Raw genomic sequence first — 21,895 nt, forward strand, 5'->3', positions numbered from 1 at the left:
CTATGGATTTCTCGGGAGGCGCGATGTCGGGTACGCCGTCCCGGCCGCCTGCGGCCGGAACAGTGACCGCAGTGACGGTCCACGGACCCCTCGGTGTCCTCGATCTCACGGTGCCCACGGACGCGACGCTTGCCGACGTGGCCGTGGCCTACGCCGCGGAGACCGGGCTGGCGGTGCCGTTGCCGTTCGTCAGCCGCACGGGTGAGCCGCTCCCGATGGCGACGGAGGTCGGTGCTGCGGGACTGGTCGCCGGTTCCGTGCTGGTCGCGGTCGACCCGGCGTACCGCCCGGCAGCGCCTCGACGTGTCCGATCGGGTGAGTCCCGATCGAACGGAGCGGTCCCCGGCACGGCGTCGAGCACCTGGCTGACGGTCGCTGTCGCCCTGGCGGTTGCGGCCGCGTGGTCCACGACCCGCCTCGCACCCGACGACCGGTTGCCGGCGATCGTCGTACTGCTCCTGACCGCGCTGGTCGGCTGCCTGCCGTTCGGTGCCCTGGCCACGCAGCGCGTGCTGGCGGCCCCGGCCTTTGCCGCTGCTGCCGTCTTCGCAGCAGCGTGGGATCCCCTCGACGAGCGTCTGCCGACCGTCTTCGGTGCCGCGGCGTTGGCCGCCGCGGTGACGGCTGCGGTCGGCCGGGCGCTGGCGGATCCCGACAGCAGTGCCGAGGTCGGCCTCCGGATCCAGATGCTGGTGGGCTCCGCCTGGTTCGCGCTGGCCGGCGTCGGCGCGCTGACCAATGTGGCCCCCCAGGTGGTGTGGGCCGTGCTCTTCCTGCTGGCGGTGCTGGGTGCGCGTTTCGTGCCCGAGGTGGCCATCGACGTACCGGACCAGTACCTCCTCGACCTCGAACGTCTCGCCGTGACGGCCTGGTCGGCTCGCGAACGGCCGACCGGACGCCGTGGCCGGATCGTGGTCCCCGAGCAGGCCGTGAGTGTGGTCGCTGCCCGCGGAGCGCGCGCGATCAGTGCCGCCGCGGTGGCGATCCTCGTCGTGGTCCTCGTGTCCGCTCCGATGGTGCTCTGGACTGCCGACCTGCCGCTGGACCGGATCGGCGCACGCTGCCTGGTCGGCTTCGGTGGCGGCACCCTGCTGCTCGCTGCCCGGAGTTACCGCCACGTCCTGGCCCGGAGATTGTTGCGACTTTCCGGGGTCATCTCGGTCGGTCTCGTCGCCCTGGTCCTGCTCGGAGTGATGGGTCCGGGGGAGCCGTCGGACGGTTCCAGCCTGCCCGGATTCCTGGCGATGGCCGCGATCGCGTTGGCCGCAATCCTTGTCCTGGTGGGGGTTCTGGTCGGTCGAGGCTGGCGTTCGGCCTGGTGGTCGCGACGTGCAGAGGTCGCCGAAGCGGTGTGCGGTTCGTTCGCTTTCGGGGCCGTTGTGGTGGCCGTTGGATTCTTCCGTCATCTGTGGGAAGTGACGGGTTGATGTTTAGCCCGGTCGGTGGCCGGGGTACCACCCATCGCGTCGGCTCTTTGAAAGCACTCGGGAGCCAGTTCAAAGAGGTAAACCGCAACCAGTGGCCAGTCAGATGAGCCGGCCGCAACCAGAGACCAAGGGAGAACAGACATGACTGTCGAGTTCGGACAGGCAGAAGGCGCACTCAAGCGGATCGCCGATCGAGTCATCCAGGCCAAGGATGAGTTCGGCAAGCACTCCAGCACCCTCGACGGCCAGATCAGCGCGTTGAAGGGCAAGTGGGAGGGCGACGGCGGTCGCGCGTTCATGGTCCTTCACCAGGCATGGACCGAGAAGCACAAGGTCGTCACGACGGCACTGGACAAGTTCCACGCCTCGCTGACCGAGACCGAGAAGGACAACGTTGCAGTCGACCAGCAGGCCGGCGGCAGCATGAACAACCTCATCAACAAACTCGGCAACCTCTGAGCCGGACGAGAAACCAAGGAGATATGACATGAGCCTCGACGGCCTCCGCGTCAACCACGGCGAGCTCGAAGCCGCTGCCCAGAACATGTACGCCACCGTCCAGAAGCTGGACGAGTCGCTCAACAACCTCGAGAAGGACATCGCCAACGATGTCGCCACCTGGTCCGGCCAGCAGCAGGAGGCCTACCGCGTCTCCAAGGCTTCCTGGGACTGGGCGATGCAGGAGATGAAGGACCTGCTCGACGAGAGCCACAAGACCGTCTACTCGTCGAACGCCGAGTACATGGCCGCCGACAAGCGCGGCGCGGGCCGATTCGAATTCTGATCAGTCACACCACAGCGAGGGGCCGACGCACACGCGTCGGTCCCTTTCGCTGATGTCAGGATGAGGCCACGGTCTCGGGAAGGGTTGAGCAGATGACACAGGCAGGTCGGGTTTCGGGGGCAGTGGCCTCCGGGCTGGTCCGGGTGACGATAACTTCGGGCACACGGCGTGTGGACCTCGTGCTCCCCGGAGCGATTCCGGTCGCGGAGTTGCTCCCCGAACTGGCCCGCAGCGTCGGGTTGCTGGATCCGGCGACGGTCCACGGTGGTTATCGCGTCGGTACGGCGGACGGCCGCCGACTGGCGCCCGACACCGGACTGATCCTGCAGGGCGTCGAGGACGGCGGCCTGCTCACGGTGTCCGCCGGCGTCGACGACCCGGCTCCGCGGGTCTACGACGACGTGGTCGAGGCCATGACCGATGTCGTCGAGCACGATCTCCGGCCGTGGCTGCCCGCCTCCGGTCGTCACACGGCGCTGACGGCGGCCGGTCTGTTCCTCGCCCTCGGACTGGTGGCGCTGCTCATCCAGCGCGGCTCGGACCTCGCGGGTGCAGCGACCGCCCTGGTCGCTCTCGCCCTGTGCGCGGGCGGCATCGTCCTGTCCCGCGCCCAGCACGAACCGGAAGCTGCCGTCGGGGTCTCCTGGCTCGGTGCCGCCTACGCGGCCGCCGCCGGCGTGATGTTCGCGCCGCTCGACGCCGACCTGTTCGCCGAACCACTGGCTTTCGCCGGCGCCGGTGCGCTGATGGCCGGTCTGATCTGCGTGATCGGCCTCGGTGCCGGTCGGACGCTGGTCTTCCCGCCCGTCGTCATCGGTGTGCTCGCGCTCGTCATCGGCCTCTATCTCCGTTCTGCCGACGGTGAGGGCTTCGAACCCGCACCGCTGCTCACCACGGTCCTCGCGCTCGTGGTGCTGGCCGGCAGCGTCTTCCCGTGGCTCGCGCTCGGCGCCACCTCCACCCGGGTGGACCAGCTCTTCGCTCCGTCCGACATCACGGCCGATCCCGAGGACATCGAGCATTCCCGGGTCGCCGCTGATGCCCGGATCGCGCACGAGATCCTGCTCGCCATCTCCGGCACCGTCGGCCTGCTGCTGGTCCTCGTCGCGCCGCTGGCGGTCAGCCTCGGCGTGAGCGGCACGCTGCTCGCGGTGGACGCCTGCCTCATCGTGATGTTGCGGACGCGGCAGTACCGCACCGGCAGCGAGGTGCTCCTCGGGCTCGGGACCGGCATCGCCGGGCTCGCCGTGACCGCCCTCGCGGTGCTCTCGATGCACGACGACTGGCGCCCCACGCTGTCGGTGCTGCTCGCGGTGATGGGTGCGGTCCTGCTGACGGCGACGTTGTCGCCGTCGGTTCCCTCGGTCCGCCGTGGCCGGCTGGGCGACGTCCTTGAGTCGGTCGCCCTGCTCACCCTGCTGCCCTTGCTGGTCATCGCGGTCGGCCTCTTCACCCAGGTTCGCCAGGCGATCTGATGGCCACCAAGAAGGACCTTGTCGAGGCGTACTCCTTCAGCCGGCGGCGGCTGGTCACCGCGTTCGTGTCCGGGGCCCCCGGTGGGCGTGAGGTCGAGCCGGCCCGTCCGGGCCGGATGATCGTCGGTGGCGTCGCGCTCGCCGTACTGCTCATCGCGGGAGCGGCGGTCGCCGGCGCCCTCACCGATCGTCCGCCGGCCGACTGGGACACCCCGGGCCTGGTGACCGACGACCACGGTGCGCTCTACGTCATCCTCGAAGAGGACGCCGTCCCCGGCCAGCCGCGACTGCGCCAGATCATCAACGTGACCTCGGCCCAGCTCATCCTGGGTGCCGCCGTGAAGACCAAGAGCGTCCCGGAGGACGAACTCAATGTCCAGGACAAGGGTGCGCCGATCGGCATCCTCGACGCGCCCGCCACCGTGCCGGCGGCCGGCCAGCTGATCAACAGCGGCTGGACGTCCTGCACGGCTTCCGGCAGCGGCATCAAGACCGAGGTGACGGACCGTCCCGGCGTCACGTTGACGCCCGGCGACGGCTTCGTGGTGCGGGGTGCCGACAGCGGCAAGCCGTACCTCATCGCCGAGGCCGGCGTGGGTCCACTGCGGCGTGCCTACAGCTACGAGTTGCCCGCGAACAACGACGGCCTCTACATCGCGGTCGGCGTCTCGCCCACCGACGTGATCACCGTCCCCGACGAGTGGCTCTCGCTGTTCCCGGTCGGCGGTCCCCTGAACGGGGCGGGCCTCGGCATCGCCGGTCTGGGGAACTCCGTGGACCTCCCGGGCTACACCGCGGGCGCGCGCGTCGGCGACTACTACTTCGACTCCGGCCGGACCCTCGCGGCGACCAGGAACGGCTTCGTCCTCCTGTCCGACTTCGCGGCAGCGGTGCTGCGCAACACGACCCTGCCGGGCGCCGGCCGCAAACCGGTTGAGCTCAAGCGTTCGGAAGGGGCTGGCTTCAACATCGACGAGAGCGCCGATCCGTACGGCGACGCGGCCTGGCCGGACGACATGCTGCGGGGCTCGGCTGGTGCCAACGACCAGATCTGCGCCCAGCTCGTGACCGAGGAGGACGAGCTGCCGAGGGCCTTGCTCGCCACCGTGCCGTCCGGCTCAGCCATGCTCGAAGGTGTTGCCGAGGGCGAGCGGGAGGTCAACGTGATGTCCGGTCGAGGGGCCCTGATCCGCTCGGCCGAATGGACGACCTCGCGCGGCGGGACCACCTTCCTCATCGACGATCGCGGCCGGACCAACTCGGTGGCTGGCGCGCTCGAAGTGGAGCGGCTCGGCTACCAGAAAGTCCCCGCCGTCGTCATCCCCGACTCCTGGAACAAGCTGTTCCAACCCGGCGCGGACCTCTCGGTCCTCGCGGCCCTCTGCCCGCCGACGACGAACGCGCCGACGAAGGCCGACGAGGACAAGAACACGTGTTCGTGAAGGTACGACGACCGCTGATCGCTTCCCTGGCGGCGATCTCGTGCGTGCCGGTCCTGCTGATCCCCGGGGCATCGGTCGCGCACCAGGCCGCCGTGGCCGCCGAAGGTCCGGAGTGCTCGGCCGTGTCGCCGGACGACGACGTGGAGCGTCCGGTCACCGGCGAGAACACGGCGATGGAGGCACTCCAGGTCCCGCAGGCCTGGGCGCAGGCAGACAAGACGGGCAAGCGCCCGGGGGCCGGCGTGACCGTGGTCGTCGTGGACAGCGGTATCTCCGGTCTGCGTGACCGCGGCCCGGCGCCGGTGAAGAGTGCCCACGGCCTGATCGTGGGCGGCATCATCGCCGGACCGAACCAGCCGAAGCCGGCGGTCCCCGTGGGCATCGCCCCCGGCGCCGACCTCGTCGACGAACCGTTCTACAACGTGCCGCGCGGCGAGGAGCAGGACGGACTCCTGCTCCCGATGTCCGATGCCCTCGAACAGCACCTGAGGGGCGTCACCGCCCGCCGGCGCAGCGGGGCGCTCAAGGGCCCCACCATCGTGCTGATTCCGATGGAGGTGTTGCACACCGACTCCCTGGAGAAGGCCGTGGCGGCGCTCGTCGCGTCCGGCGTGCTGGTGATCGCTGCCGCCGGCGACCGGCCCGCGGACGACTCGTTCCTGACGTCGTACGCCAACGACAAGGCGTCACCGGGCGAGGACGCGGTCGCGGACGTCTGGCCGGCGGGCGGCGACGGCGTCGTCTCCGTGGGCGTCTCGACGCCGACCGACGGTGTGCTCCGCAACTCGGGCATCGACCTGGCCGCGCCCGGCACCGGGTCCGTCTCCAAGGCGCTCAACGGCGCGTGGTGCGTGGTCACGACGATCTCCTCGCACTGGGCGGCCGCCCAGGTCGCCGGCGTCGCGGCCGTCGTGTGGTCGGTCCACCGCGGCGACACCGCGAAGCAGCTCGAGGAGCGCCTCGAGGGCACGGCGAGCGGCAACGGCGAGGGCGCCAGCCCGCTGACCGGGTACGGCGTCGTGCAACCCGTGGAGGCGATCCTCCGCGACGTCAACGGGATGGGTGCCGAAGGGCATGAGGCGGACGTCGTACAGCGGGCCAGGGAGCCGCGTGAGCGCGCCGACCTGCTCGCCGAAGCGCGCGACAACGCCGTCTGGTGGGGTCTCGGCGGCGGTGGGGCGCTGGTGATCCTGGTGGTGCTGCGCCCGGTGTTGTCGCGCCGTCGTACGACGGGCGGCTCAGAACTCCGTCGGTGACGCCGCGCGGTCCTCGGCGAGGGCGAGTTCCGGCAGGGCTCCGGTCCAGCGCAGGACGAGGGCCGGTCGCAGTTCGCGCACCTGGTTCAGCAAGGTCGTGAGGAGCAGGAATCCGCCGAGGATCTCGAGGCTCTCCTCGAGCGTCATCACCGCGAGATAGGTCAGCGACTGGCGGCCTCCGTCGACGACGCTGCCGCCGACCATCTCGAAGCCGACCGCACCCGAGAGATAGATGATCACGGCGAGCAGCAGTTGCGGCCGGATGGTGGCGGACAGGTTCCTGACCACGGGCGCGAAGTAGAACGCCGCAGCAGCCACGATGAGCAGCGCGGGGATCAGCCAGGTGAAGTACAGGACGCCGAAGTCCAGGCCGAGGCCGTTGCGGAGCGGGCGGCTGGCCATGTCGTGGAGCTGGGCGGTCTCGTCGATCGCCATGACGAGCAGGAACGCCGACAGTGCCGCCCAGCGGCCCGCGATGGCTTCGTGACGGAGACGGCGGACCTGGGCGACCAGGAGGCACAGTCCAGCGGAGCAGATCAGCAGGAACGACGAGAACCACGCCGCGAGGTTGCCCTCGGCGTTCAGGTCGAACTGGCGCACCATCCCGTACTTGGTGGGGTACACGTCGAACGCCTCACGGGCAACGAGCCCGGCGAGGTGTCCTGTGATCAGTACGACGGCACACCAGGCCAGGATCCGAACGGGTCGCAGCATGTTCACTCACCAACGTCAGGGCGTCGCGTCCCGGATCGCGCGCGAGTCCAATGACGGACGGCGCCGACATGAGCGTCGGCGCCGTCCGGTGGCGGAGGTACGGGGATTCGAACCCCGGAGGGCGTTAACCCAACTCGCTTTCCAAGCGAGCGCCATAGGCCACTAGGCGATACCTCCGCGGAGGAGGCTACCCGTCGCCCGGCGGCGGCATGAAATCGTCCACGTGCCGGAGTCTCGACAGCGTGGCGCCGGTGCACGACACTGATCCGCGGAGCGTCATCCTGGGGAGGGTCTGACATGGGGAATCAGCAGCGCCATGCGCTGGCAGTGTTCGTGGTCGTTCTGGCAGGGCTGCTTGCCCTGCCCGTCGGTGCATCGGCAGGCGAGCAGGCTGCCGCCCGCTCGGTGGTGGCGGGGTCCGCACCACCGTCGACACTGGAGCGAACGGTCACCCGCGACGGGCGCAGCCTGAAGGTCCGGTTGAGTCGGGTGAGCACCCGCGCCCCCGGGTTCGAGGTCCTGGTCCAGCAGGCGAGCGGTGCGCTGGTCGCGCAGGCCGCGCCCGCGGAACGCTCCTACCTCGGCACCGTGGACGGCGTCCCCGGCGCGAGCGCCGCGGCGGTACTCCGCTCTGACGGCAAGGTCGAGGGCTTGATCGTCTTCGACCGCGGTGGCACGTGGCAGTTCGTGGACTCCACGGTCGTGGGCACCCGCGGGCTGTCCCAGCCCACGACGTACGCCTGGCCCTCGGCCACCGACACGTCCCGCAATGTCACGGTCGTGCCGGGGCAGGTCGGGGCGAAGACCTACCGCTGGGGCGTCGGGTACGACCTGGCGAACCGCTGGTTCAGCGACGCGGCCACGATCAACGGGTCGGTGGACCGCGCCCTCGACGCCGTCGAGCTCAACACCGTGATCCTGCAGGCCGCCTACGAGACCGACGCGCGGCTCCGGCCGGCAACGGGGCGCGTGATCATCCGCGCCTCGGCCACGGCCGAGCCCTACGCCGGCTACGCATCGCCGCTCGGCGACGTCCGTGAGGAGTGGCGTACGGCGCAGGCCGACTCCGGCGTCGATGCCGTTGCTCTCTGGCACGGCGCCGGCGCGGGCGGGGGCGTCGCCTACCTCAGCACGATCGCCGGTGACTACGGCGTGAGCTCGAACGGGGGCACCGGTACCCCGTGGGTCGTGACCCGCCACGAGCTCGGCCACGTCTGGGGAGCCAGTGACAACCACACCAACGGCCCCGAAGGCGCCACGATCAACTCCGGCAACCAGTTCCACCGCTTCGACGGGACCGAGCTCAGTGCGATCCTGCGACTTCGCAACGACCGGCTGGCCCGCGCCGTGTCGCCGTTCGAGGCCGTGCCGGCCCAGACGGTGCCGCTGCCGCCGTACGCCGCCCTGGATCTGGTGATCCACCAGACCAGCGGGACGGCGTACCGGTTCCGCCCCACCGACAACGACCACGACGCGAACGGGAACGCCCTCGCCCTGTCCGGTGTCGCCGCCCGCAGCCACCTGGGTGGGCGACTGTCCAGACTGGGCAATGTCGTGACCTACCTTCCGCCGCGGGTGTCGAGTCGCACGACGGATTTCGTCCGGTACATCGTGCGGGACTCCACCGGCCGTACGGCGACGGGTGTGGTGCTGTTCCGCGTCGATCCCGCGCCCGCGCCCGGACCGGTGAGTGGTTGGCGCAATGTCGCGGTCGCCCCGGCCTCGCGCTACACGATCCTCAACACGCAGTCCCGACTGGTCATCGGCAAGGATGCCCGGAACCGGGTGGTGCAGCGCGGTGCGTACGGCTCTCTCACCGCGTTCACGGTGAAGAAGTCCTCGACCTACGCGATCCAGCGATCGGGCGGTGGCTGTCTGGCGGCTCGTTCCCAGGGGCGGGTCGTCTTCGAGACGTGTCGGGCAGTGTCGGCCCAGCGATTCCGGATCGTCGAGCACCCGGTCACCGGCTCGGCGATCGTCAGCAAGCGTTACGGCACCTGCGTGCTGCCGACGAGCGGGAGCATCCTCTCCGGCGCCGTGTTGACCCATCGCCAGTGCGGGCAGACGCTCGCGATGAGCTGGTCGTTCCGGCCTCCTTCGGTGTCCTCCTGGTCGACGCTTGCCCCGAGCGTGGGCCAACGCAGCCTGATCCAGTTGGTGTCGGGACGGCCGGCGGGTGTCCCGGACGGCACGGTCGGAAGTTCGGGCCTGCTGGTGCGTGAGCCCGGCGGGGCTGCCACCCGCGTGCGGCTGGCCCGCAACCCCAACGGGACCTATCAGCTGCGCAATCTCCTCACCGATCGCTGCTTCGACGCCTACGGCACGGGCGTGGGCGGCCAGGTCGGCACCTGGGGGTGCGGGGTGCAGGACAACCAGCAGTGGCGGGTGCTGGCGAACCCCGCAGGCGGGGTCTCGCTGCGCCTGGTCCGCGGGGGACTGTGCCTCGGCGTTGCCAGACGTGAGGTCGGCACCGGACTGACGATGCAGGTGTGCAGCCTCGGTCCCGGAGTGCGCTGGCGGATCGCCACCTGAGTTCGGCAGTCGCGCGACGGTCGACTAAAGTGCTGCCAACCCCCCGTGCGGTGGCATCTCACCCAACTCCCCCAGGGCCGGAAGGCAGCAAGGGTAAGTGAGCTCTGTCAGGTGCACGGGGGGCCTTACGTTTGATAGGGGCGATATGGCTACCGGCTCGATGATCCACACCTTCACCGTGCAATGGGCCGACATGGATCGCGGCGTCTACGAGGACTTCACCCTGCGCGTGGCGCGGCACCCGTCCGAGACCGACGCGTACATGCTCACGCGGCTGCTGGCCTACTGCATGGAGTACGAGGAAGGCATCGCGTTCAGCGAGGGCATCTCCTCGACCCAGGAGCCGCCCGTCTTCGTCCGCGATCTCACCGGCCAGATCACCGCGTGGATCGAGGTCGGCGCGCCGGATGCCGAGCGCCTGCACCACGGCAGCAAGCTGGCGGATCGGGTCGCGGTCTACACGCACCGAGACCCGGCCAGGCTGATGACCACGTGGTCCGGGAAGCGCATCCATCGCGCCCAGGACGTCGTCGTACGCAGCTTCGACCCGGGCTTCATCGACGCAGCGGTCGCTGCGATCGAACGCCGCAACGTGGTCACGCTGTCCCTCACGGAGAGCGAGCTGTACCTCGATCTGAACCAGACGACGCTGCAGTCGACGGTCCACGAGCACCGGATCGAGTGACCACTCCCTGGTCCCTCGGGCCCGGCCCTCTGGTGCTGCCCTCTGGTGCTGTCGGTGTGGCTGGTTAGTGTTCACTCGTGGACTCCCCGCTCGCGCTCTACCGCCGCTACCGGCCCGAGACCTTCGCCGAGGTGATCGGGCAGGAACACGTGACCGAGCCGTTGCGCGCGGCCCTTGCGGCCAACCGGGTCAACCACGCCTATCTGTTCTCCGGTCCGCGGGGTTGTGGCAAGACCACGAGCGCCCGGATCCTGGCGCGGGCGCTGAACTGCGAGCTGGCGCCGATCGCCGATCCGTGCGGCGAGTGCGACAGCTGTCGTGACCTGGCCCGGGGCGGCCCCGGGTCGATCGACGTGATCGAGATCGACGCGGCGTCCCACGGTGGTGTCGACGACGCCCGGGACCTGCGCGAGAAGGCGTTCTTCGCGCCCGTGCGCAGCCGCTACAAGGTCTACATCATCGACGAGGCCCACATGGTGACCACGCAGGGCTTCAACGCCCTGCTCAAGCTGGTCGAGGAGCCCCCGCCCCACCTGCGCTTCATCTTCGCCACGACCGAGCCGGAGAAGGTCATCCCGACCATCCGCTCGCGGACCCACCACTACCCGTTCCGGCTGATCCCGCCGCGATTGCTGTCGTCGTACCTCACCGAGTTGTGCGAGGCCGAGGGCGTGACGATCCAGCCGGCGGCCCTGCCGCTGGTGGTCCGCGCCGGTGCCGGGTCGGCGCGCGACACCCTCTCGGTGCTCGACCAGTTGCTGGGTGGCGCGGGCGACGCCGGCGTCACCTACGAGCTCGCCAGTGGGCTGCTCGGCTACACGCCCGACACGTTGCTCGATGACGTCGTGTCGTCGTTCGCGGCCGGCGACGGCGCCGCCGTCTTCGGCGTGGTCGACAAGGTCATCGAGACGGGCCAGGACCCGCGTCGCTTCACCGAGGACCTGCTGCGCCGCCTGCGCGACCTCGTGATCATCTCGGCGGTGCCCGACGCGGCGGCCTCCGGTCTGATCGACGTCTCCGGCGACCAGGGTGACCGCCTGGTGGCCCAGGCCACCTCGTTCGGGCGGGGCGAGCTGACCCGGGCTGCTGACCTGGTCGCGACCGGCCTCACCGACATGCGCGGCGCCACCGCGCCCCGGCTGCTGCTCGAGCTGATCTGTGCCCGGATCCTGCTGCCCGCGGCCGACCACAGCACCGAGGGCGTCCTGGCCCGCCTGGACCGCCTCGAGCGCCGCGCCTCCATCAGCGGTACGACGTCCGCCGAGTCTGCTCCGGCCGCAGCCCCTGCGGCCGCGCCGGCGCAGGACCGCCCCGCGCCGTCGCGCGCCGAGCGGGCTGCTCCGGAGCGTTCGGAGGAGCCGGCCGCGCCCCAGCGCCCGGCGATGGCTGCCCCTGCACCCGCCGAGCCGGCCCCAGCGCCGGTGGTCGAGCCTGTCGAGACCCCCGAGCCCACGCCGGTCGCGGTCGTCGTACCCGAGCCCGAGCCGGTGCGCGAGCCCGTCGCCCCCGAGCCCGTCGCGTACGTCCCGGAGCCGCCGGCTCCGGCGACGCCCGCCGCCCCGGCCGCCGAGGGCGCCATCCTCACCCTCGTCGACATCCGCCGGCTCTGGCCCTCGGTGATCGACCGGGTCAAGAGCGTCAAGCGGGTCACCTGGATCCACCTGACGCAGAACTCGCAGGTCGTCGGCTTCAACAACGCCGTGCTCAGCCTCGGCTTCCAGTCCGACGGCCCGCGCAAGTCCTTCGAGTCCGGCGGCCACGCCGAGATCGTGCAGCAGGCGGTGATCGACGAGATCGGCGCGAACGTGCGGATCGAAGCGATCATCGACCCGGCGGCCGACCCGAGCGCGAACACCCCGGCCGCGCCGTCGGCGCCGGCGGCACCCGCCCCGGCCCCTGCGGCCGCCCCGGCGGCGCCCGCCGCCCCCCAGGCCGCCCCGCCCGCGCAGAACCAGCCTGCCGACGACGCTCCGCCCTGGGCTGTCGAGGGCGATGCGGCGCCCGCCGAGGAGCCGGTCTCCCGGCGTCCCCGGATGGCCGACATCCAGGCCGAGGTCGAAGCGCCGAAGCAGGATCCCGACGCCGCGGTCGCGTTCGACGACGCCGAGGTCGACGAGGAGTCCAGTGCCGAACTGCTGGCCCGCGAGCTCGGCGCCCGTGTCATCGAAGAGATCCCGCGCGCCTGATCGGCGCGACACCGCCCACCCCTGGACCCTCCGGTCCCGTCAGAGATGAGATGACCATGAGCCAGAACCCGTTCGACGCACTCACCGGTGGCGGCGACCTCGCCGGTGCCCTGGGCGGCCTGGACCTCGGCGCCCTGCTCCAGCAGGCCCAGCAGATGCAGGAAGACCTCCAGTCCGCGCAGGAGCGTCTGGCCGACACGAGCGTTGAGGGTTCGGTCGCCGGCGGCGTCGTCACGGTCACCGTGTCCGGCGTCGGTGAGCTGACCGCCGTGAACATCACCCCCGAAGCGCTCGACGGCACCGACGCCGCGGCCCTGGCCGATCTCGGCGACCTGATCGTCGCCGCGTTCCGCGATGCCCGGACCAAGGTCGACGAGCTGGCCAGCGACACCCTCGGCCCGCTGGCCGGCGGACTCCCCGGCGCGGGCGAGCCCGGCACGCCGGGCCAGCTCGGATTCTGAGCGGACCCGGACCTTGTACGAAGGCGTTGTTCAGGACCTCATCGACGAGCTCGGGCGGTTGCCCGGGGTCGGTCCGAAGAGCGCCCAGCGGATCGCGTTCCACCTGTTGCAGGCCGATCCCGCCGACGTACGCCGCCTCGCGGACGTGCTCATCGAGGTCAAGGCGAAGGTCAAATTCTGCAGCGTCTGCTTCAACGTCGCCGAGGACGACCAGTGCCGGATCTGTCGGGACGCTCGTCGCGATCCCTCGATCCTGTGCGTGGTCGAGGAGTACAAGGACGTCGTGGCGATCGAGCGGACCCGGGAGTTCCGGGGCCGCTATCACGTCCTGGGAGGCGCGATCTCGCCGATCGACGGCATCGGTCCGGAGCAGTTGCACATCCGCGAACTGCTCACGCGCCTCGCGGACCAGACGGTCACCGAGGTGATCCTCGCAACTGATCCGAACCTCGAGGGTGAGGCGACTGCGACCTACCTCACCAGAATGCTCGGGCCGTTGGGGTTGCGCGTGACACGTTTGGCGAGTGGACTTCCGGTGGGAGGAGACTTGGAGTACGCCGATGAGGTCACCCTGGGTCGGGCATTCGTGGGAAGGCAGACAGCAACATGAGTAACAACACCAACGCCACTGGGGCGGCGAGCGAGAAGCTCCCCGGACTGGCTGCGCTCGAGGCGCTGATTGCCGTCGAGACGGAGACCGTGCGGCTGGCCGACGACATCGCGGCCTCGGTCCGGTCGTTCCTCGACGGGCTGCGGGTGGTCGCAGCCGAGGCCACGGGGGGACAGGCGGTGTCCCTGCTGCTGCTCCAGATCAGCCAGATTGCCCTCACCGGCGCCCGACTGGGGGTGCACCGGGACTTCGCCCCGCGCGACGAGTTCCAGCCCGATGACGGCCCCGACCCCGATCTCGACGAGCTCCGGCTCCAGTTGGCGGGCCTGCTCGGCGACCTCGACACCTACAGCTACGTGTTCGACCCCTACCAGCCCGAGATGGTCGAGGGCCTGCTCTCCGACGACCTGACGAGCATCGCGGCGGACCTCGAGGTGGGCGTGCGCCACTACGACGTCGGCGACGTCGAGGAGGCCCTCTGGTGGTGGCAGTTCTCGTACGTCTCGGCGTGGGGAGCCCTCGCTGGCGCGTCCATGAAGGCGCTGCTGTCCGTGGTCGCCCACGACCGGCTCGACGTCGACCTCGACCGCACCCAGGAGCTCGAACTGGTCCAGGTCGCCGCCGCAGTGCTGGGCGACTGACCCTCGCCGCAGCACCGCCGTACGACGACCGGGCTGGACACGGGGGAAATCCCCTCGCGTACGTCGGTAGAATCGGGCTCGGCCCCGCGTGCCGTCTCGCGGCCGGGGCCAGGTCCCCTTCCCCGTACAGCCAGGAGTGAGCCCCCGTGGGCATTGTCGTGCAGAAGTACGGCGGCTCGTCGGTCGCCGATGCCGCCGGCATCAAGCGCGTCGCGCAGCGCATCGTCAGCACCAAGAAGGCCGGCCACCAGGTCGTCGTCGTGGTCTCGGCGATGGGGGACACGACGGACGACCTGATCGAGCTCGCCAACGAGGTCTCCCCGCTGCCGCCGGCCCGTGAGCTCGACATGCTGCTCACCGCCGGTGAGCGGATCTCGATGGCCGTGCTGGCCATGGCGATCCAGAGCGTCGGCCACGAGGCGCGGTCCTTCACCGGCTCGCAGGCGGGCGTCATCACCGACGCCGAGCACGGCCGGGCGAAGATCATCGACGTGACCCCGGGCCGGATCCAGGCCGCCATCGACGAAGGCGCGATCGCCATCGTCGCCGGCTTCCAGGGCGTCTCGCAGACCACCAAGGACATCACCACGCTGGGCCGTGGTGGCTCGGACACGACGGCGGTGGCCCTCGCGGTGGCGCTCAAGGCCGACGTGTGCGAGATCTACTCCGATGTCGACGGCATCTTCACCGCCGACCCGCGGATCGAGCCGCGCGCCCGCAAGGTGCCGCGCATCTCCTACGAGGAGACCCTCGAGATGGCCGCGCAGGGCGCCAAGATCCTGCACCTGCGGTGCGTCGAGTACGCGCGCCGCTACGACATGCCCATTCACGTCCGCTCGTCCTTCTCCGAGAAGGAGGGCACCTGGGTCGTCAAGGCCGAGGATGTTGCTCAGGAGGATTCCATGGAAGCCGCCATCATCACCGGTGTCGCCCACGACCGCAGCCAGGCCAAGATCACCGTGGTCGGCGTCCCCGACAAGCCGGGCGAGGCCGCGGCCCTGTTCCGCGCCGTCGCCGACGCGCAGATCAACATCGACATGATCGTCCAGAACGTCTCGGCCGCCGCAACGGGCCGCACGGACATCTCGTTCACGCTGCCCAGCGGTGAGGGCCAGACCGCGATGACCGCGCTGTCCCGCATCCAGGAGGCCGTCGGCTTCGAGAGCCTGCAGTACGACGACAGCGTCGGCAAGGTCTCCATCGTCGGTGCCGGCATGAGCTCCTCGCCGGGCATCTCCGCCCGCTTCTTCGAGGCGCTCTCCGAGGCCGGCGTGAACATCGAGATGATCTCCACCTCCGAGATCCGCGTCTCCGTCGTCGTCGCCGAGACGCAGGTCGAGGACGCCGTCAACGCCGCACACGCCACCTTCGAGCTGGGCTCGGACGAGATCGAGGCCGTCGTGTACGGCGGAACAGGACGCTGACTCATGGGTCTCAGCATTGGAATTGTCGGAGCCACCGGCCAGGTCGGTGTCGCCATGCGCCAGATCCTGCTCGAGCGGAACTTCCCCGCCGACACGATCCGGTTCTTCTCCTCGGCTCGCTCCGCGGGCAAGGTGCTGGCCTACGGTGACCGCGAGATCGTGGTCGAGGACGCCGAGACGGCCGACCCGACCGGGCTCGACATCGCGCTGTTCTCCGCCGGTGCCACCGCTTCCCGCGCGCTGGTGCCGCGCTTCGTCGACGCCGGCGTGATCGTCGTCGACAACTCCTCGGCCTTCCGCAAGGACCCGTCGATCCCGCTCGTGGTCTCGGAGGTGAACCCTGAGGCTGCCGCCGAGGTGATCGCCGCCGGCCGCGGCATCATCGCGAACCCGAACTGCACCACGATGGCCGCGATGCCCGTCCTCAAGCCGCTGCACGACGAGGCCGGACTGGTCCGCCTCATCGCGTCGACGTACCAGGCCGTCTCCGGCTCCGGCATCGCAGGCGTCGAGGAACTTGCCACCCGGGTCGAGGCGGCGGGCGACAAGGCCCGTGAGCTGGCCTACGACGGCGAGGCCGTCGCGTTCCCCGAGCCGGGCGTCTACCAGCGCACGATCGCCTACAACGTGGTCCCGCTGGCAGGTGCCCTCGTCGACGACGGCCTGAACGAGACCGACGAGGAGCAGAAGCTCCGCAACGAGTCCCGCAAGATCCTCGGCCTCCCGGACCTGCGGGTCTCGGGCATCTGCGTGCGCGTCCCCGTCTTCACCGGCCACTCGCTGGCGATCAACGCGGAGTTCGAGCGGCCGCTGACGGCCGCCCGCGCGACCGAGTTGCTGTCCGGCGCCGCTGGTGTCGAGCTCGCCGAGATCCCGAACCCCCTCGCCGCAGCCGGCAAGGACCCGTCGTACGTCGGCCGGATCCGTCAGGACCCGGGTGTCGACGACAACCGCGGCCTGGCGTTGTTCGTCTCCAATGACAACCTGCGCAAGGGTGCCGCTCTCAACACCGTGCAGATCGCCGAGCTGATCGCCGCCTCGCGGTGACGGGAGATTCACCGGCCGGCCGGTGAATCTCATGCCTGGACGAGGAAGGTTCGTCGTCCAGGCATGAGTTTCGTCGTCCAGCCCCAGCGCAGTATCAGGCGTCTGTTGGTTCGACGAACGTCTTGGTGACCCAGACCGAGGCGAGATAGCCGCCGATGCTCAGGACCGGAATGATGATCAGCATCGACCAGCTGTCGAGCAGGTCGATCAGGAACAGCAGGGCCACCACGGCCACCAGGCCGACTGCGAGGAAGCTGCTGCTGCCGGGGTCGGGGATGAGGAAGACCTTCAGCAGGGCACTGCCGAGCAGCACGCAGAGCGCGAAGGTGGCGATCAGCAGCAGGAAGCCCGGGCCCCCGCCGCACGAGGACGTGCCCCGGACGGCCTCGCAGCCACGCAGCGACAGCCAGGTCAGCGCGACCATCGTGGCGCCCACGGCGAACCCGGTGAGGGCTGCGGCGCGGTAGAGCGTCAGCAGCGGCCCCTGGGCCAGCTGGGAGATCTCGGCGTCCTCGGTGGCCGCCGTGGTCGTCGCCACCGGCTCCGGCTCAACAGGCTTCGGGGCCGGCTTCGCGGCGGCGGGCTTGGGCGCCGGCGTCGGCTCAACAGGCTTCGCTGCCACGGGAGCAGGTTCCGGTTCGGGCTCGGGTTCGGGCTCGGGTTCGGGTTCCGGCTCCGGTTCGGGCTCCGGTTCGGGTTCGGGCTCCGGTTCGGGTTCCGGCTCCACGGCCTCCAGGACCGCGGTCGGCTCTTCGAGCGCGGGCTCCTCGACGACCGCTTCCGTGGCCACGGGGACCTCGGCGGTCGGGGGCGTCGGACGAGTGGCGGCCGCGGGGCTGGCTGCCGTGCTGGGCTCTGCGGGCGCGTCGGACTTCTCGGCCGGCTTCTTCTTGCGCCCGAACAACTTGGGCGGTTCCAAGCTGAGCTTCAGCTTGTCCTGCTCGTCTGACATGGCGTGCAGTCTGTCACGAAGGGCTGGCGTGGGGTGGCAACACCCACGCAGGGGTCCGACACGCCGTTGACCCGCGCTCAGCACGCATCTGGTGCGGGCTGAGCGCGGGGAAGAGCCCCGGCGGGGCCCAGACCGGCAAAAGCAAGGGACCCGAACCCACTTCCGTGGGTCCGGGTCCCTTACCGATGTCCTGAGACATCACATGGTCGGGCTGACAGGATTTGAACCTGCGGCCTCTTCGTCCCGAACGAAGCGCGCTACCAAGCTGCGCCACAGCCCGCCGATCACCAGCCCCTTGCGGGGACGGCTCACAAGCACGGGAGCATAGCGGAGCCGGGAGGCCGACCTGCAATCGGGAGCCGGGTTGCGGACGGGGTGCCCTAGGCCACGGGCAGCAGGTTGAGGACGACCGCTTCGGGTCGGCAAGCGATCCGGATCCGCGTGTAGGGGTTCGTGCCGATGCCCGCGGAGACGTGCAGCACCGACGATCGAGGATCACCCGGCCGGGAGTCGGCGGGGTGGCGGTGCAGGCCGCGTGCGCGGGCCGGCTCGATGTCGCAGTTGGTGGTCAGCGCACGGGAACCGCCGGGCCAGGGCAGCCGCACCTGGCCGCCGTGCGTGTGCCCGGCGATGATCGCGTCGTACCCGTCGTCGGCGAACTGGTCCAGCACCCGCAGGTACGGCGCGTGGGCCACCCCGATGCGCAGGTCGGCATCCGCTTCCGCCGGTCCGGCGACGGCGGCGAGGTCGTCGTACCCGAGGTGCGGGTCATCGACCCCGGCGAACGCGAAGGTCGTCTCGCCGACGGTCAGCCGCGAACGCCGGTTGGTCAGGTCCAGCCAGCCCGCGCCCGCCATCCCGGCCGTCAGGTCACCCCATGGAAGTTGGGGGACGTCGGTGTGGCGCTTGCCGTCGTCCGGTGTCAGGTAGGCGAACGGGTTGCGCAGGCCGGGCTCGAAGTAGTCGTTGGAGCCGTGGACGAAGACGCCGGGCAGGTCGAGCAGGCCGCCGAGGCTGTCGAGTACGACGGGGACCGCATCGCGGTGCGCCAGGTTGTCGCCGGTGTCGATCACCAGGTCGGGCTCCAGAGCCGCCAGCGACCGCAGCCACTCCTGCTTCCGGGTCTGCCCGGGCGTCATGTGGATGTCGGTGAGCTGCAGGACCCGCAACGGGCGCATTCCGGCAGGCAGCACCCGGACGTCGTAGGTCCGCAGCGTGTACTGACGGGCCTCCCAGACCGCGTACGACGTCACCGCGGCCCCGAGCGCGCCGCCGAGGCCCGCCGTGCGCAGGAGCGCCTGCCCTAATCCCATTCGGCAAGCACATCACACGGCAGGCACAATCAAGGCATGAGCACCCTCAAGGACCGTCTGCGCGCTGACCTGACCACCGCGATCAAGGCCCGTGACGACCTCCGGTCCTCCACCCTCCGGATGGTCCTCACCGCAGTCACCAACGCAGAAGTGGCCGGGAAGGTCGCCAAGGAGCTCACCGACGACGAGGTGCTCAGCGTCCTGTCCAGCGAGGCGAAGAAGCGCCGCGAGGCCGCGGTGGCGTTCGAGGAGGGCAACCGGCCCGAGCAGGCCGCCAAGGAGCGTGCCGAGACGGCTGTGCTCCAGGACTACCTGCCCCAGCAGCTCGGGGTCGAGGAGATCGCAGCGATCGTCACCGCAGCGGTCGAGCAGATCGGCGCGGCTGGTGCCGGCCCCAAGGCCATGGGCCAGGTGATGGGCATCGTGACGCCGCAGGTCAAGGGGCGTGCCGATGGCGCAGCCGTGGCCGCGGAGGTACGGCGCCAGCTGGGCTGAGCCCGTACGTCAGTCGTCGTCGGTGGCGTCGTCGGTGGCGTCGTCCGTGGCGCCGCCGGTGGCGCCACCGGCAGGCGGCCCGCCGCGCTTCTTCTTTTTCTTCGCCGCCTTCGGGCTGCCGTCGGAGATGAAGAGGGTGACCGTGTCACCTGAGCCGAGGTCGGCCCCTGCGCCGGGGGAGGAGTAGGCGACGAGTCCGGCGCGGTAGCCCGAGTCGACCGTGCTGCCACGGGCGACCGTGAAGCCGAGGGCCGCCAGTTCCGAACGCGCGTCTTCGTAGCTTCGGCCGGCGACGTCGGGAATCGGGGTCAGGACGCCCGCGATGTCGGTGGAGGAAGGCCGCTCGAAGTCCTCGTCGTCGAGGTACTGGGCGATCGCCTTGAAGGTGTCCCCCCACAGCGGCCCGGCCGTGGTCGAACCCGACGAGGTGTACAGGGTCCGGCCGCCGACCGACTTGCCGTCCAGGGACTGGGGTTGGCCCGCCTTGTTGATGCCGGCCACCACCGAGGCGCCCGCGAGGTTGGGCGTGTAGCCAGCGAACCAGACCGAGTTGTTGGCGTTGGTCGTACCGGTCTTGCCTGCAGCCGGCTGCCCGGGGCTCAACGCCTGGCCGAAGCCACCGGGGGCGATCACGCCGCGGAGCACGTCGTTGACGGCGTTCGCGACGGGGCTGGCGAGCACCTGCGTGCACGCCTTCTCGTACTTCTTCAGGATGTTGCCGTCGACGTCCTCGATCTGCGTGACCGGACGGGCGTCACAGTGCAGGCCGCGTGCGGCGAAGGTCGAGTAGGCCTCGGCCATCTCCAGCGGGCTCACGCTGGCCACGCCGAGGGTGAACGACGGCACGATGTTCGCCTTGGTCAGGGAGCGGATGCCCATCCGCTTGGCGAGCTTCCACGGCTCGCAGATGCCGACCTCCTTCTCGAGGTTCACGAAGAAGGTGTTGACCGACTTCTGCGTGCCTTCGTAGAGGTTCGGCGAGGCCGACGATCGCGTGGAGTTGCCGGGCGTCCAGATGCCGCTGCTCTGGTAGGGCCCGTCGCAGGTCTCGAACTCGCTCTCGACGAAGCGACCGGGGTTGGGCGCCGGGAACCGCTGACTGAGCGGGATCTTCTTCTGGATCGCGGCGGCGAGCACGAAGGCCTTGAAGGTCGACCCCGGCTGGAAGCCAGCGGCGTCGCCGTACTTCGTGGGCACCGCGTAGTTGAGGAAGGTCTGGCCCTTCTTCTTGCCCATCGGTCGCGACTGGGCCAGCGCTCGGACGTTGCCGCTGCCGGGCTCGATCAGCGCCAGGGCGCCGATGGCCGCGTCGTCCTTGAAGACGTGGGACTTCACCGACGCCTGTGCGGCCTTCTGGAAGCGCATGTCGATGGTGGTCTTGATCGTCAGGCCACCGTTGAAGATCAGCGCCTCGCGCTCGGCGGGCGTCTCGCCCAGTGCGGGGTCGGTCTTGAGCCAGCGCACGACGTAGTCGCAGAAGAACTGCGCACCCGAGTTCACGCAGCCGTTCGGCTGCTCCTGCACCTTGAGCCCGAGCTTGCGCTTCTTCGCGGCGTCGGCCTCGGCGTCCGTGACGACGCTGAGCTGGGCCATCCGGCCGAGCACGATGTTGCGTCGGACCATCGCCTGGGCGGCGTTCTTCGTGGGGTTGTAGGCCTCGGGGCTCTGCACGAGTCCGGCCAGGAGAGCCGCCTGGCGCAGGTCCAGGTCCTTGGCGTTGACGCTGAAGTAGTGCTGGGCGGCGGCCTGGACGCCGTACGCGCCGTCACCGAAGTAGGCGGTGTTGAGGTACCGCTCGAGGATCCAGTCCTTTGTGTGGCGCTTCTCCAGCGCGATCGCGTAGCGCAGTTCCTTGAGCTTGCGACCGTAGGTGTCGTCGGTCGCTGCGGCGCGTTCCTCGTCGGTCTTGGCCTGGTTGATCAGGGTCAGCTTCACCAGTTGCTGCGTGATCGACGAGCCGCCCTGGGCGACGCCGCCGGCGGCCTGGTTGGTGAACAGGGCGCGCACCGTGCCCTTCACGTCGAGCGCACCGTGTTGGTAGAAGCGGTAGTCCTCGATCGCGACGATGGCCTCGACCATCGTGCGCGACATCTGGCGCAGGGGTACGTCGACCCGGTTCTGGTCGTACAGGGTGGCGATGGTGCGCCCGCCCTTGTCCTTGATCTCGGTGCGCTGCGGCAGTTGCTCGGTCGCGAGTTGCTGCGGGAGGTCGTCGACGGACTCGGCCACGTTGCGGGCGGTGAAGCCCAGGACACCGGCAAACGGGATCGCCAGACCCGACACGACGACCCCGAGGACGGCAGACACCAGCAGCATCACGCCGAGATGGGAGGCGATCTTGCCGGGCGGCAGGCCGTCGAACCGGGTACGAGACATGGCCTCAGGGTACGGGACATACCTGTGCGACCCGGACTCGTCGCGAGGTGAACGACGGTAGGACGGGCGCGCTCG

Annotated in this window: 19 protein-coding genes, 2 tRNA genes and 1 other RNA gene; 16 read left to right on the forward strand and 6 right to left on the reverse strand. The window is 70.2% G+C overall.

What is annotated here, in order from left to right; all coding sequences use genetic code 11:
* The first annotated feature begins 2 nt into the window (after positions 1 to 2).
* The 6 genes from HRC28_RS04360 to HRC28_RS04385 all read left to right on the forward strand — a co-directional run bounded on the left by HRC28_RS04360 (position 3) and on the right by HRC28_RS04385 (position 6,384).
* Complete coding sequence (locus HRC28_RS04360; RefSeq protein WP_182378958.1) at positions 3 to 1,427, forward strand: hypothetical protein; 1,425 nt, start codon at positions 3 to 5, stop codon at positions 1,425 to 1,427.
* 141 nt (positions 1,428 to 1,568) lie between these two features.
* Positions 1,569 to 1,886 carry a WXG100 family type VII secretion target gene (locus HRC28_RS04365; protein WP_182378959.1) on the forward strand — a complete coding sequence of 106 codons (318 nt, stop codon included), beginning with the start codon at positions 1,569 to 1,571 and terminating at the stop codon, positions 1,884 to 1,886.
* 28 nt (positions 1,887 to 1,914) lie between these two features.
* Positions 1,915 to 2,211, forward strand: coding sequence for a WXG100 family type VII secretion target (locus HRC28_RS04370; RefSeq protein WP_182378960.1), 297 nt, complete (start codon positions 1,915 to 1,917; stop codon positions 2,209 to 2,211).
* Positions 2,212 to 2,303: 92 nt separating this feature from the next.
* On the forward strand, positions 2,304 to 3,686 hold the full coding sequence (eccD, locus tag HRC28_RS04375) for a type VII secretion integral membrane protein EccD (protein WP_182378961.1): 1,383 nt from the start codon (positions 2,304 to 2,306) through the stop codon (positions 3,684 to 3,686).
* Positions 3,686 to 5,128: a type VII secretion protein EccB gene (locus HRC28_RS04380; protein ID WP_182378962.1), complete on the forward strand. Its 1,443-nt coding sequence runs from the start codon at positions 3,686 to 3,688 to the stop codon at positions 5,126 to 5,128. The genes eccD and HRC28_RS04380 overlap by 1 nt, the downstream gene beginning before the upstream one ends.
* A complete protein-coding gene (locus HRC28_RS04385) occupies positions 5,125 to 6,384 on the forward strand; it encodes a S8 family serine peptidase (RefSeq protein WP_182378963.1) in 1,260 nt (419 codons plus the stop codon). Before HRC28_RS04380 ends, HRC28_RS04385 begins: the two co-directional genes overlap by 4 nt.
* Here the strand turns inward: HRC28_RS04385 and HRC28_RS04390 are convergent.
* Together HRC28_RS04390 and HRC28_RS04395 are read right to left on the reverse strand one after the other, a co-directional pair.
* Positions 6,367 to 7,098 carry a hypothetical protein gene (locus HRC28_RS04390; RefSeq protein ID WP_182378964.1) on the reverse strand — a complete coding sequence of 244 codons (732 nt, stop codon included), beginning with the start codon at positions 7,096 to 7,098 and terminating at the stop codon, positions 6,367 to 6,369. The genes HRC28_RS04385 and HRC28_RS04390 overlap by 18 nt on opposite strands.
* 89 nt (positions 7,099 to 7,187) lie before the next feature.
* Positions 7,188 to 7,275: transfer RNA gene (locus tag HRC28_RS04395), tRNA-Ser, on the reverse strand.
* A gap of 120 nt (positions 7,276 to 7,395) precedes the next feature.
* Here HRC28_RS04395 and HRC28_RS04400 point away from each other — a divergent pair.
* From HRC28_RS04400 to HRC28_RS04440, 9 genes are all read left to right on the forward strand, one after another.
* Positions 7,396 to 9,630, forward strand: coding sequence for a ricin-type beta-trefoil lectin domain protein (locus tag HRC28_RS04400; protein ID WP_182378965.1), 2,235 nt, complete (start codon positions 7,396 to 7,398; stop codon positions 9,628 to 9,630).
* A 37-nt stretch (positions 9,631 to 9,667) separates the two neighbouring features.
* Positions 9,668 to 9,758: signal recognition particle sRNA small type (gene ffs / locus HRC28_RS04405), an RNA gene on the forward strand.
* Positions 9,759 to 9,775: 17 nt separating this feature from the next.
* Positions 9,776 to 10,315, forward strand: coding sequence for a YaeQ family protein (locus HRC28_RS04410; protein WP_182378966.1), 540 nt, complete (start codon positions 9,776 to 9,778; stop codon positions 10,313 to 10,315).
* A 77-nt stretch (positions 10,316 to 10,392) separates the two neighbouring features.
* On the forward strand, positions 10,393 to 12,501 hold the full coding sequence (locus tag HRC28_RS04415; RefSeq protein WP_182378967.1) for a DNA polymerase III subunit gamma and tau: 2,109 nt from the start codon (positions 10,393 to 10,395) through the stop codon (positions 12,499 to 12,501).
* Positions 12,502 to 12,557: 56 nt separating this feature from the next.
* Positions 12,558 to 12,962, forward strand: coding sequence for a YbaB/EbfC family nucleoid-associated protein (locus tag HRC28_RS04420; protein ID WP_182378968.1), 405 nt, complete (start codon positions 12,558 to 12,560; stop codon positions 12,960 to 12,962).
* Positions 12,963 to 12,975: 13 nt separating this feature from the next.
* Positions 12,976 to 13,572 (forward strand): recombination mediator RecR, encoded by a 597-nt coding sequence (gene recR / locus HRC28_RS04425; RefSeq protein WP_182378969.1) that lies wholly within the window; start codon positions 12,976 to 12,978, stop codon positions 13,570 to 13,572.
* A complete protein-coding gene (locus tag HRC28_RS04430; RefSeq protein ID WP_182378970.1) occupies positions 13,569 to 14,213 on the forward strand; it encodes a DUF5063 domain-containing protein in 645 nt (214 codons plus the stop codon). Before recR ends, HRC28_RS04430 begins: the two co-directional genes overlap by 4 nt.
* Before the next feature lie 146 nt (positions 14,214 to 14,359).
* The gene (locus HRC28_RS04435; RefSeq protein ID WP_182378971.1) at positions 14,360 to 15,637 is read left to right on the forward strand and encodes an aspartate kinase; all 1,278 of its coding nucleotides are present in this window, start codon (positions 14,360 to 14,362) and stop codon (positions 15,635 to 15,637) included.
* Positions 15,638 to 15,640: 3 nt separating this feature from the next.
* Positions 15,641 to 16,684 (forward strand): aspartate-semialdehyde dehydrogenase, encoded by a 1,044-nt coding sequence (locus HRC28_RS04440; protein WP_182378972.1) that lies wholly within the window; start codon positions 15,641 to 15,643, stop codon positions 16,682 to 16,684.
* A gap of 94 nt (positions 16,685 to 16,778) precedes the next feature.
* On the opposite strand, the gene HRC28_RS04445 is transcribed toward HRC28_RS04440, so the two are convergent.
* From HRC28_RS04445 to HRC28_RS04455, 3 genes are all read right to left on the reverse strand, one after another.
* On the reverse strand, positions 16,779 to 17,636 hold the full coding sequence (locus tag HRC28_RS04445; protein ID WP_182378973.1) for a hypothetical protein: 858 nt from the start codon (positions 17,634 to 17,636) through the stop codon (positions 16,779 to 16,781).
* A 203-nt stretch (positions 17,637 to 17,839) separates the two neighbouring features.
* Positions 17,840 to 17,916: transfer RNA gene (locus HRC28_RS04450), tRNA-Pro, on the reverse strand.
* 100 nt (positions 17,917 to 18,016) lie between these two features.
* Positions 18,017 to 18,949, reverse strand: coding sequence for a metallophosphoesterase (locus HRC28_RS04455; protein WP_182378974.1), 933 nt, complete (start codon positions 18,947 to 18,949; stop codon positions 18,017 to 18,019).
* Positions 18,950 to 18,985: 36 nt separating this feature from the next.
* On the opposite strand from HRC28_RS04455, the gene HRC28_RS04460 reads away from it, so the two are divergent.
* Complete coding sequence (locus HRC28_RS04460) at positions 18,986 to 19,444, forward strand: GatB/YqeY domain-containing protein (protein WP_182378975.1); 459 nt, start codon at positions 18,986 to 18,988, stop codon at positions 19,442 to 19,444.
* Between the two features lie 9 nt (positions 19,445 to 19,453).
* Here the strand turns inward: HRC28_RS04460 and HRC28_RS04465 are convergent, their stop codons facing one another.
* Positions 19,454 to 21,820, reverse strand: a complete 2,367-nt coding sequence (locus tag HRC28_RS04465) for a transglycosylase domain-containing protein (protein ID WP_182378976.1) — start codon at positions 21,818 to 21,820, stop codon at positions 19,454 to 19,456.
* Positions 21,821 to 21,895 lie beyond the last annotated feature (75 nt).

The organism is Nocardioides sp. WS12 (assembly GCF_014108865.1).
Classification (GTDB): Bacteria; Actinomycetota; Actinomycetes; order Propionibacteriales; family Nocardioidaceae; genus Nocardioides.

What these genes read in the sequence shown, in the direction of transcription:
- HRC28_RS04360 (WP_182378958.1), top strand. Translation starts at nt 3, where the DNA reads ATGGATTTCTCGGGAGGCGCGATGTCGGGTACGCCGTCCCGGCCGCCT.
- HRC28_RS04365 (WP_182378959.1), top strand. Translation starts at nt 1,569, where the DNA reads ATGACTGTCGAGTTCGGACAGGCAGAAGGCGCACTCAAGCGGATCGCC.
- HRC28_RS04370 (WP_182378960.1), top strand. Translation starts at nt 1,915, where the DNA reads ATGAGCCTCGACGGCCTCCGCGTCAACCACGGCGAGCTCGAAGCCGCT.
- eccD (WP_182378961.1), top strand. Translation starts at nt 2,304, where the DNA reads ATGACACAGGCAGGTCGGGTTTCGGGGGCAGTGGCCTCCGGGCTGGTC.
- HRC28_RS04380 (WP_182378962.1), top strand. Translation starts at nt 3,686, where the DNA reads ATGGCCACCAAGAAGGACCTTGTCGAGGCGTACTCCTTCAGCCGGCGG.
- HRC28_RS04390 (WP_182378964.1), bottom strand. Translation starts at nt 7,098, where the DNA reads ATGCTGCGACCCGTTCGGATCCTGGCCTGGTGTGCCGTCGTACTGATC.
- HRC28_RS04400 (WP_182378965.1), top strand. Translation starts at nt 7,396, where the DNA reads ATGGGGAATCAGCAGCGCCATGCGCTGGCAGTGTTCGTGGTCGTTCTG.
- HRC28_RS04410 (WP_182378966.1), top strand. Translation starts at nt 9,776, where the DNA reads ATGGCTACCGGCTCGATGATCCACACCTTCACCGTGCAATGGGCCGAC.
- HRC28_RS04420 (WP_182378968.1), top strand. Translation starts at nt 12,558, where the DNA reads ATGAGCCAGAACCCGTTCGACGCACTCACCGGTGGCGGCGACCTCGCC.
- HRC28_RS04430 (WP_182378970.1), top strand. Translation starts at nt 13,569, where the DNA reads ATGAGTAACAACACCAACGCCACTGGGGCGGCGAGCGAGAAGCTCCCC.
- HRC28_RS04440 (WP_182378972.1), top strand. Translation starts at nt 15,641, where the DNA reads ATGGGTCTCAGCATTGGAATTGTCGGAGCCACCGGCCAGGTCGGTGTC.
- HRC28_RS04445 (WP_182378973.1), bottom strand. Translation starts at nt 17,636, where the DNA reads ATGTCAGACGAGCAGGACAAGCTGAAGCTCAGCTTGGAACCGCCCAAG.
- HRC28_RS04455 (WP_182378974.1), bottom strand. Translation starts at nt 18,949, where the DNA reads ATGGGATTAGGGCAGGCGCTCCTGCGCACGGCGGGCCTCGGCGGCGCG.
- HRC28_RS04460 (WP_182378975.1), top strand. Translation starts at nt 18,986, where the DNA reads ATGAGCACCCTCAAGGACCGTCTGCGCGCTGACCTGACCACCGCGATC.
- HRC28_RS04465 (WP_182378976.1), bottom strand. Translation starts at nt 21,820, where the DNA reads ATGTCTCGTACCCGGTTCGACGGCCTGCCGCCCGGCAAGATCGCCTCC.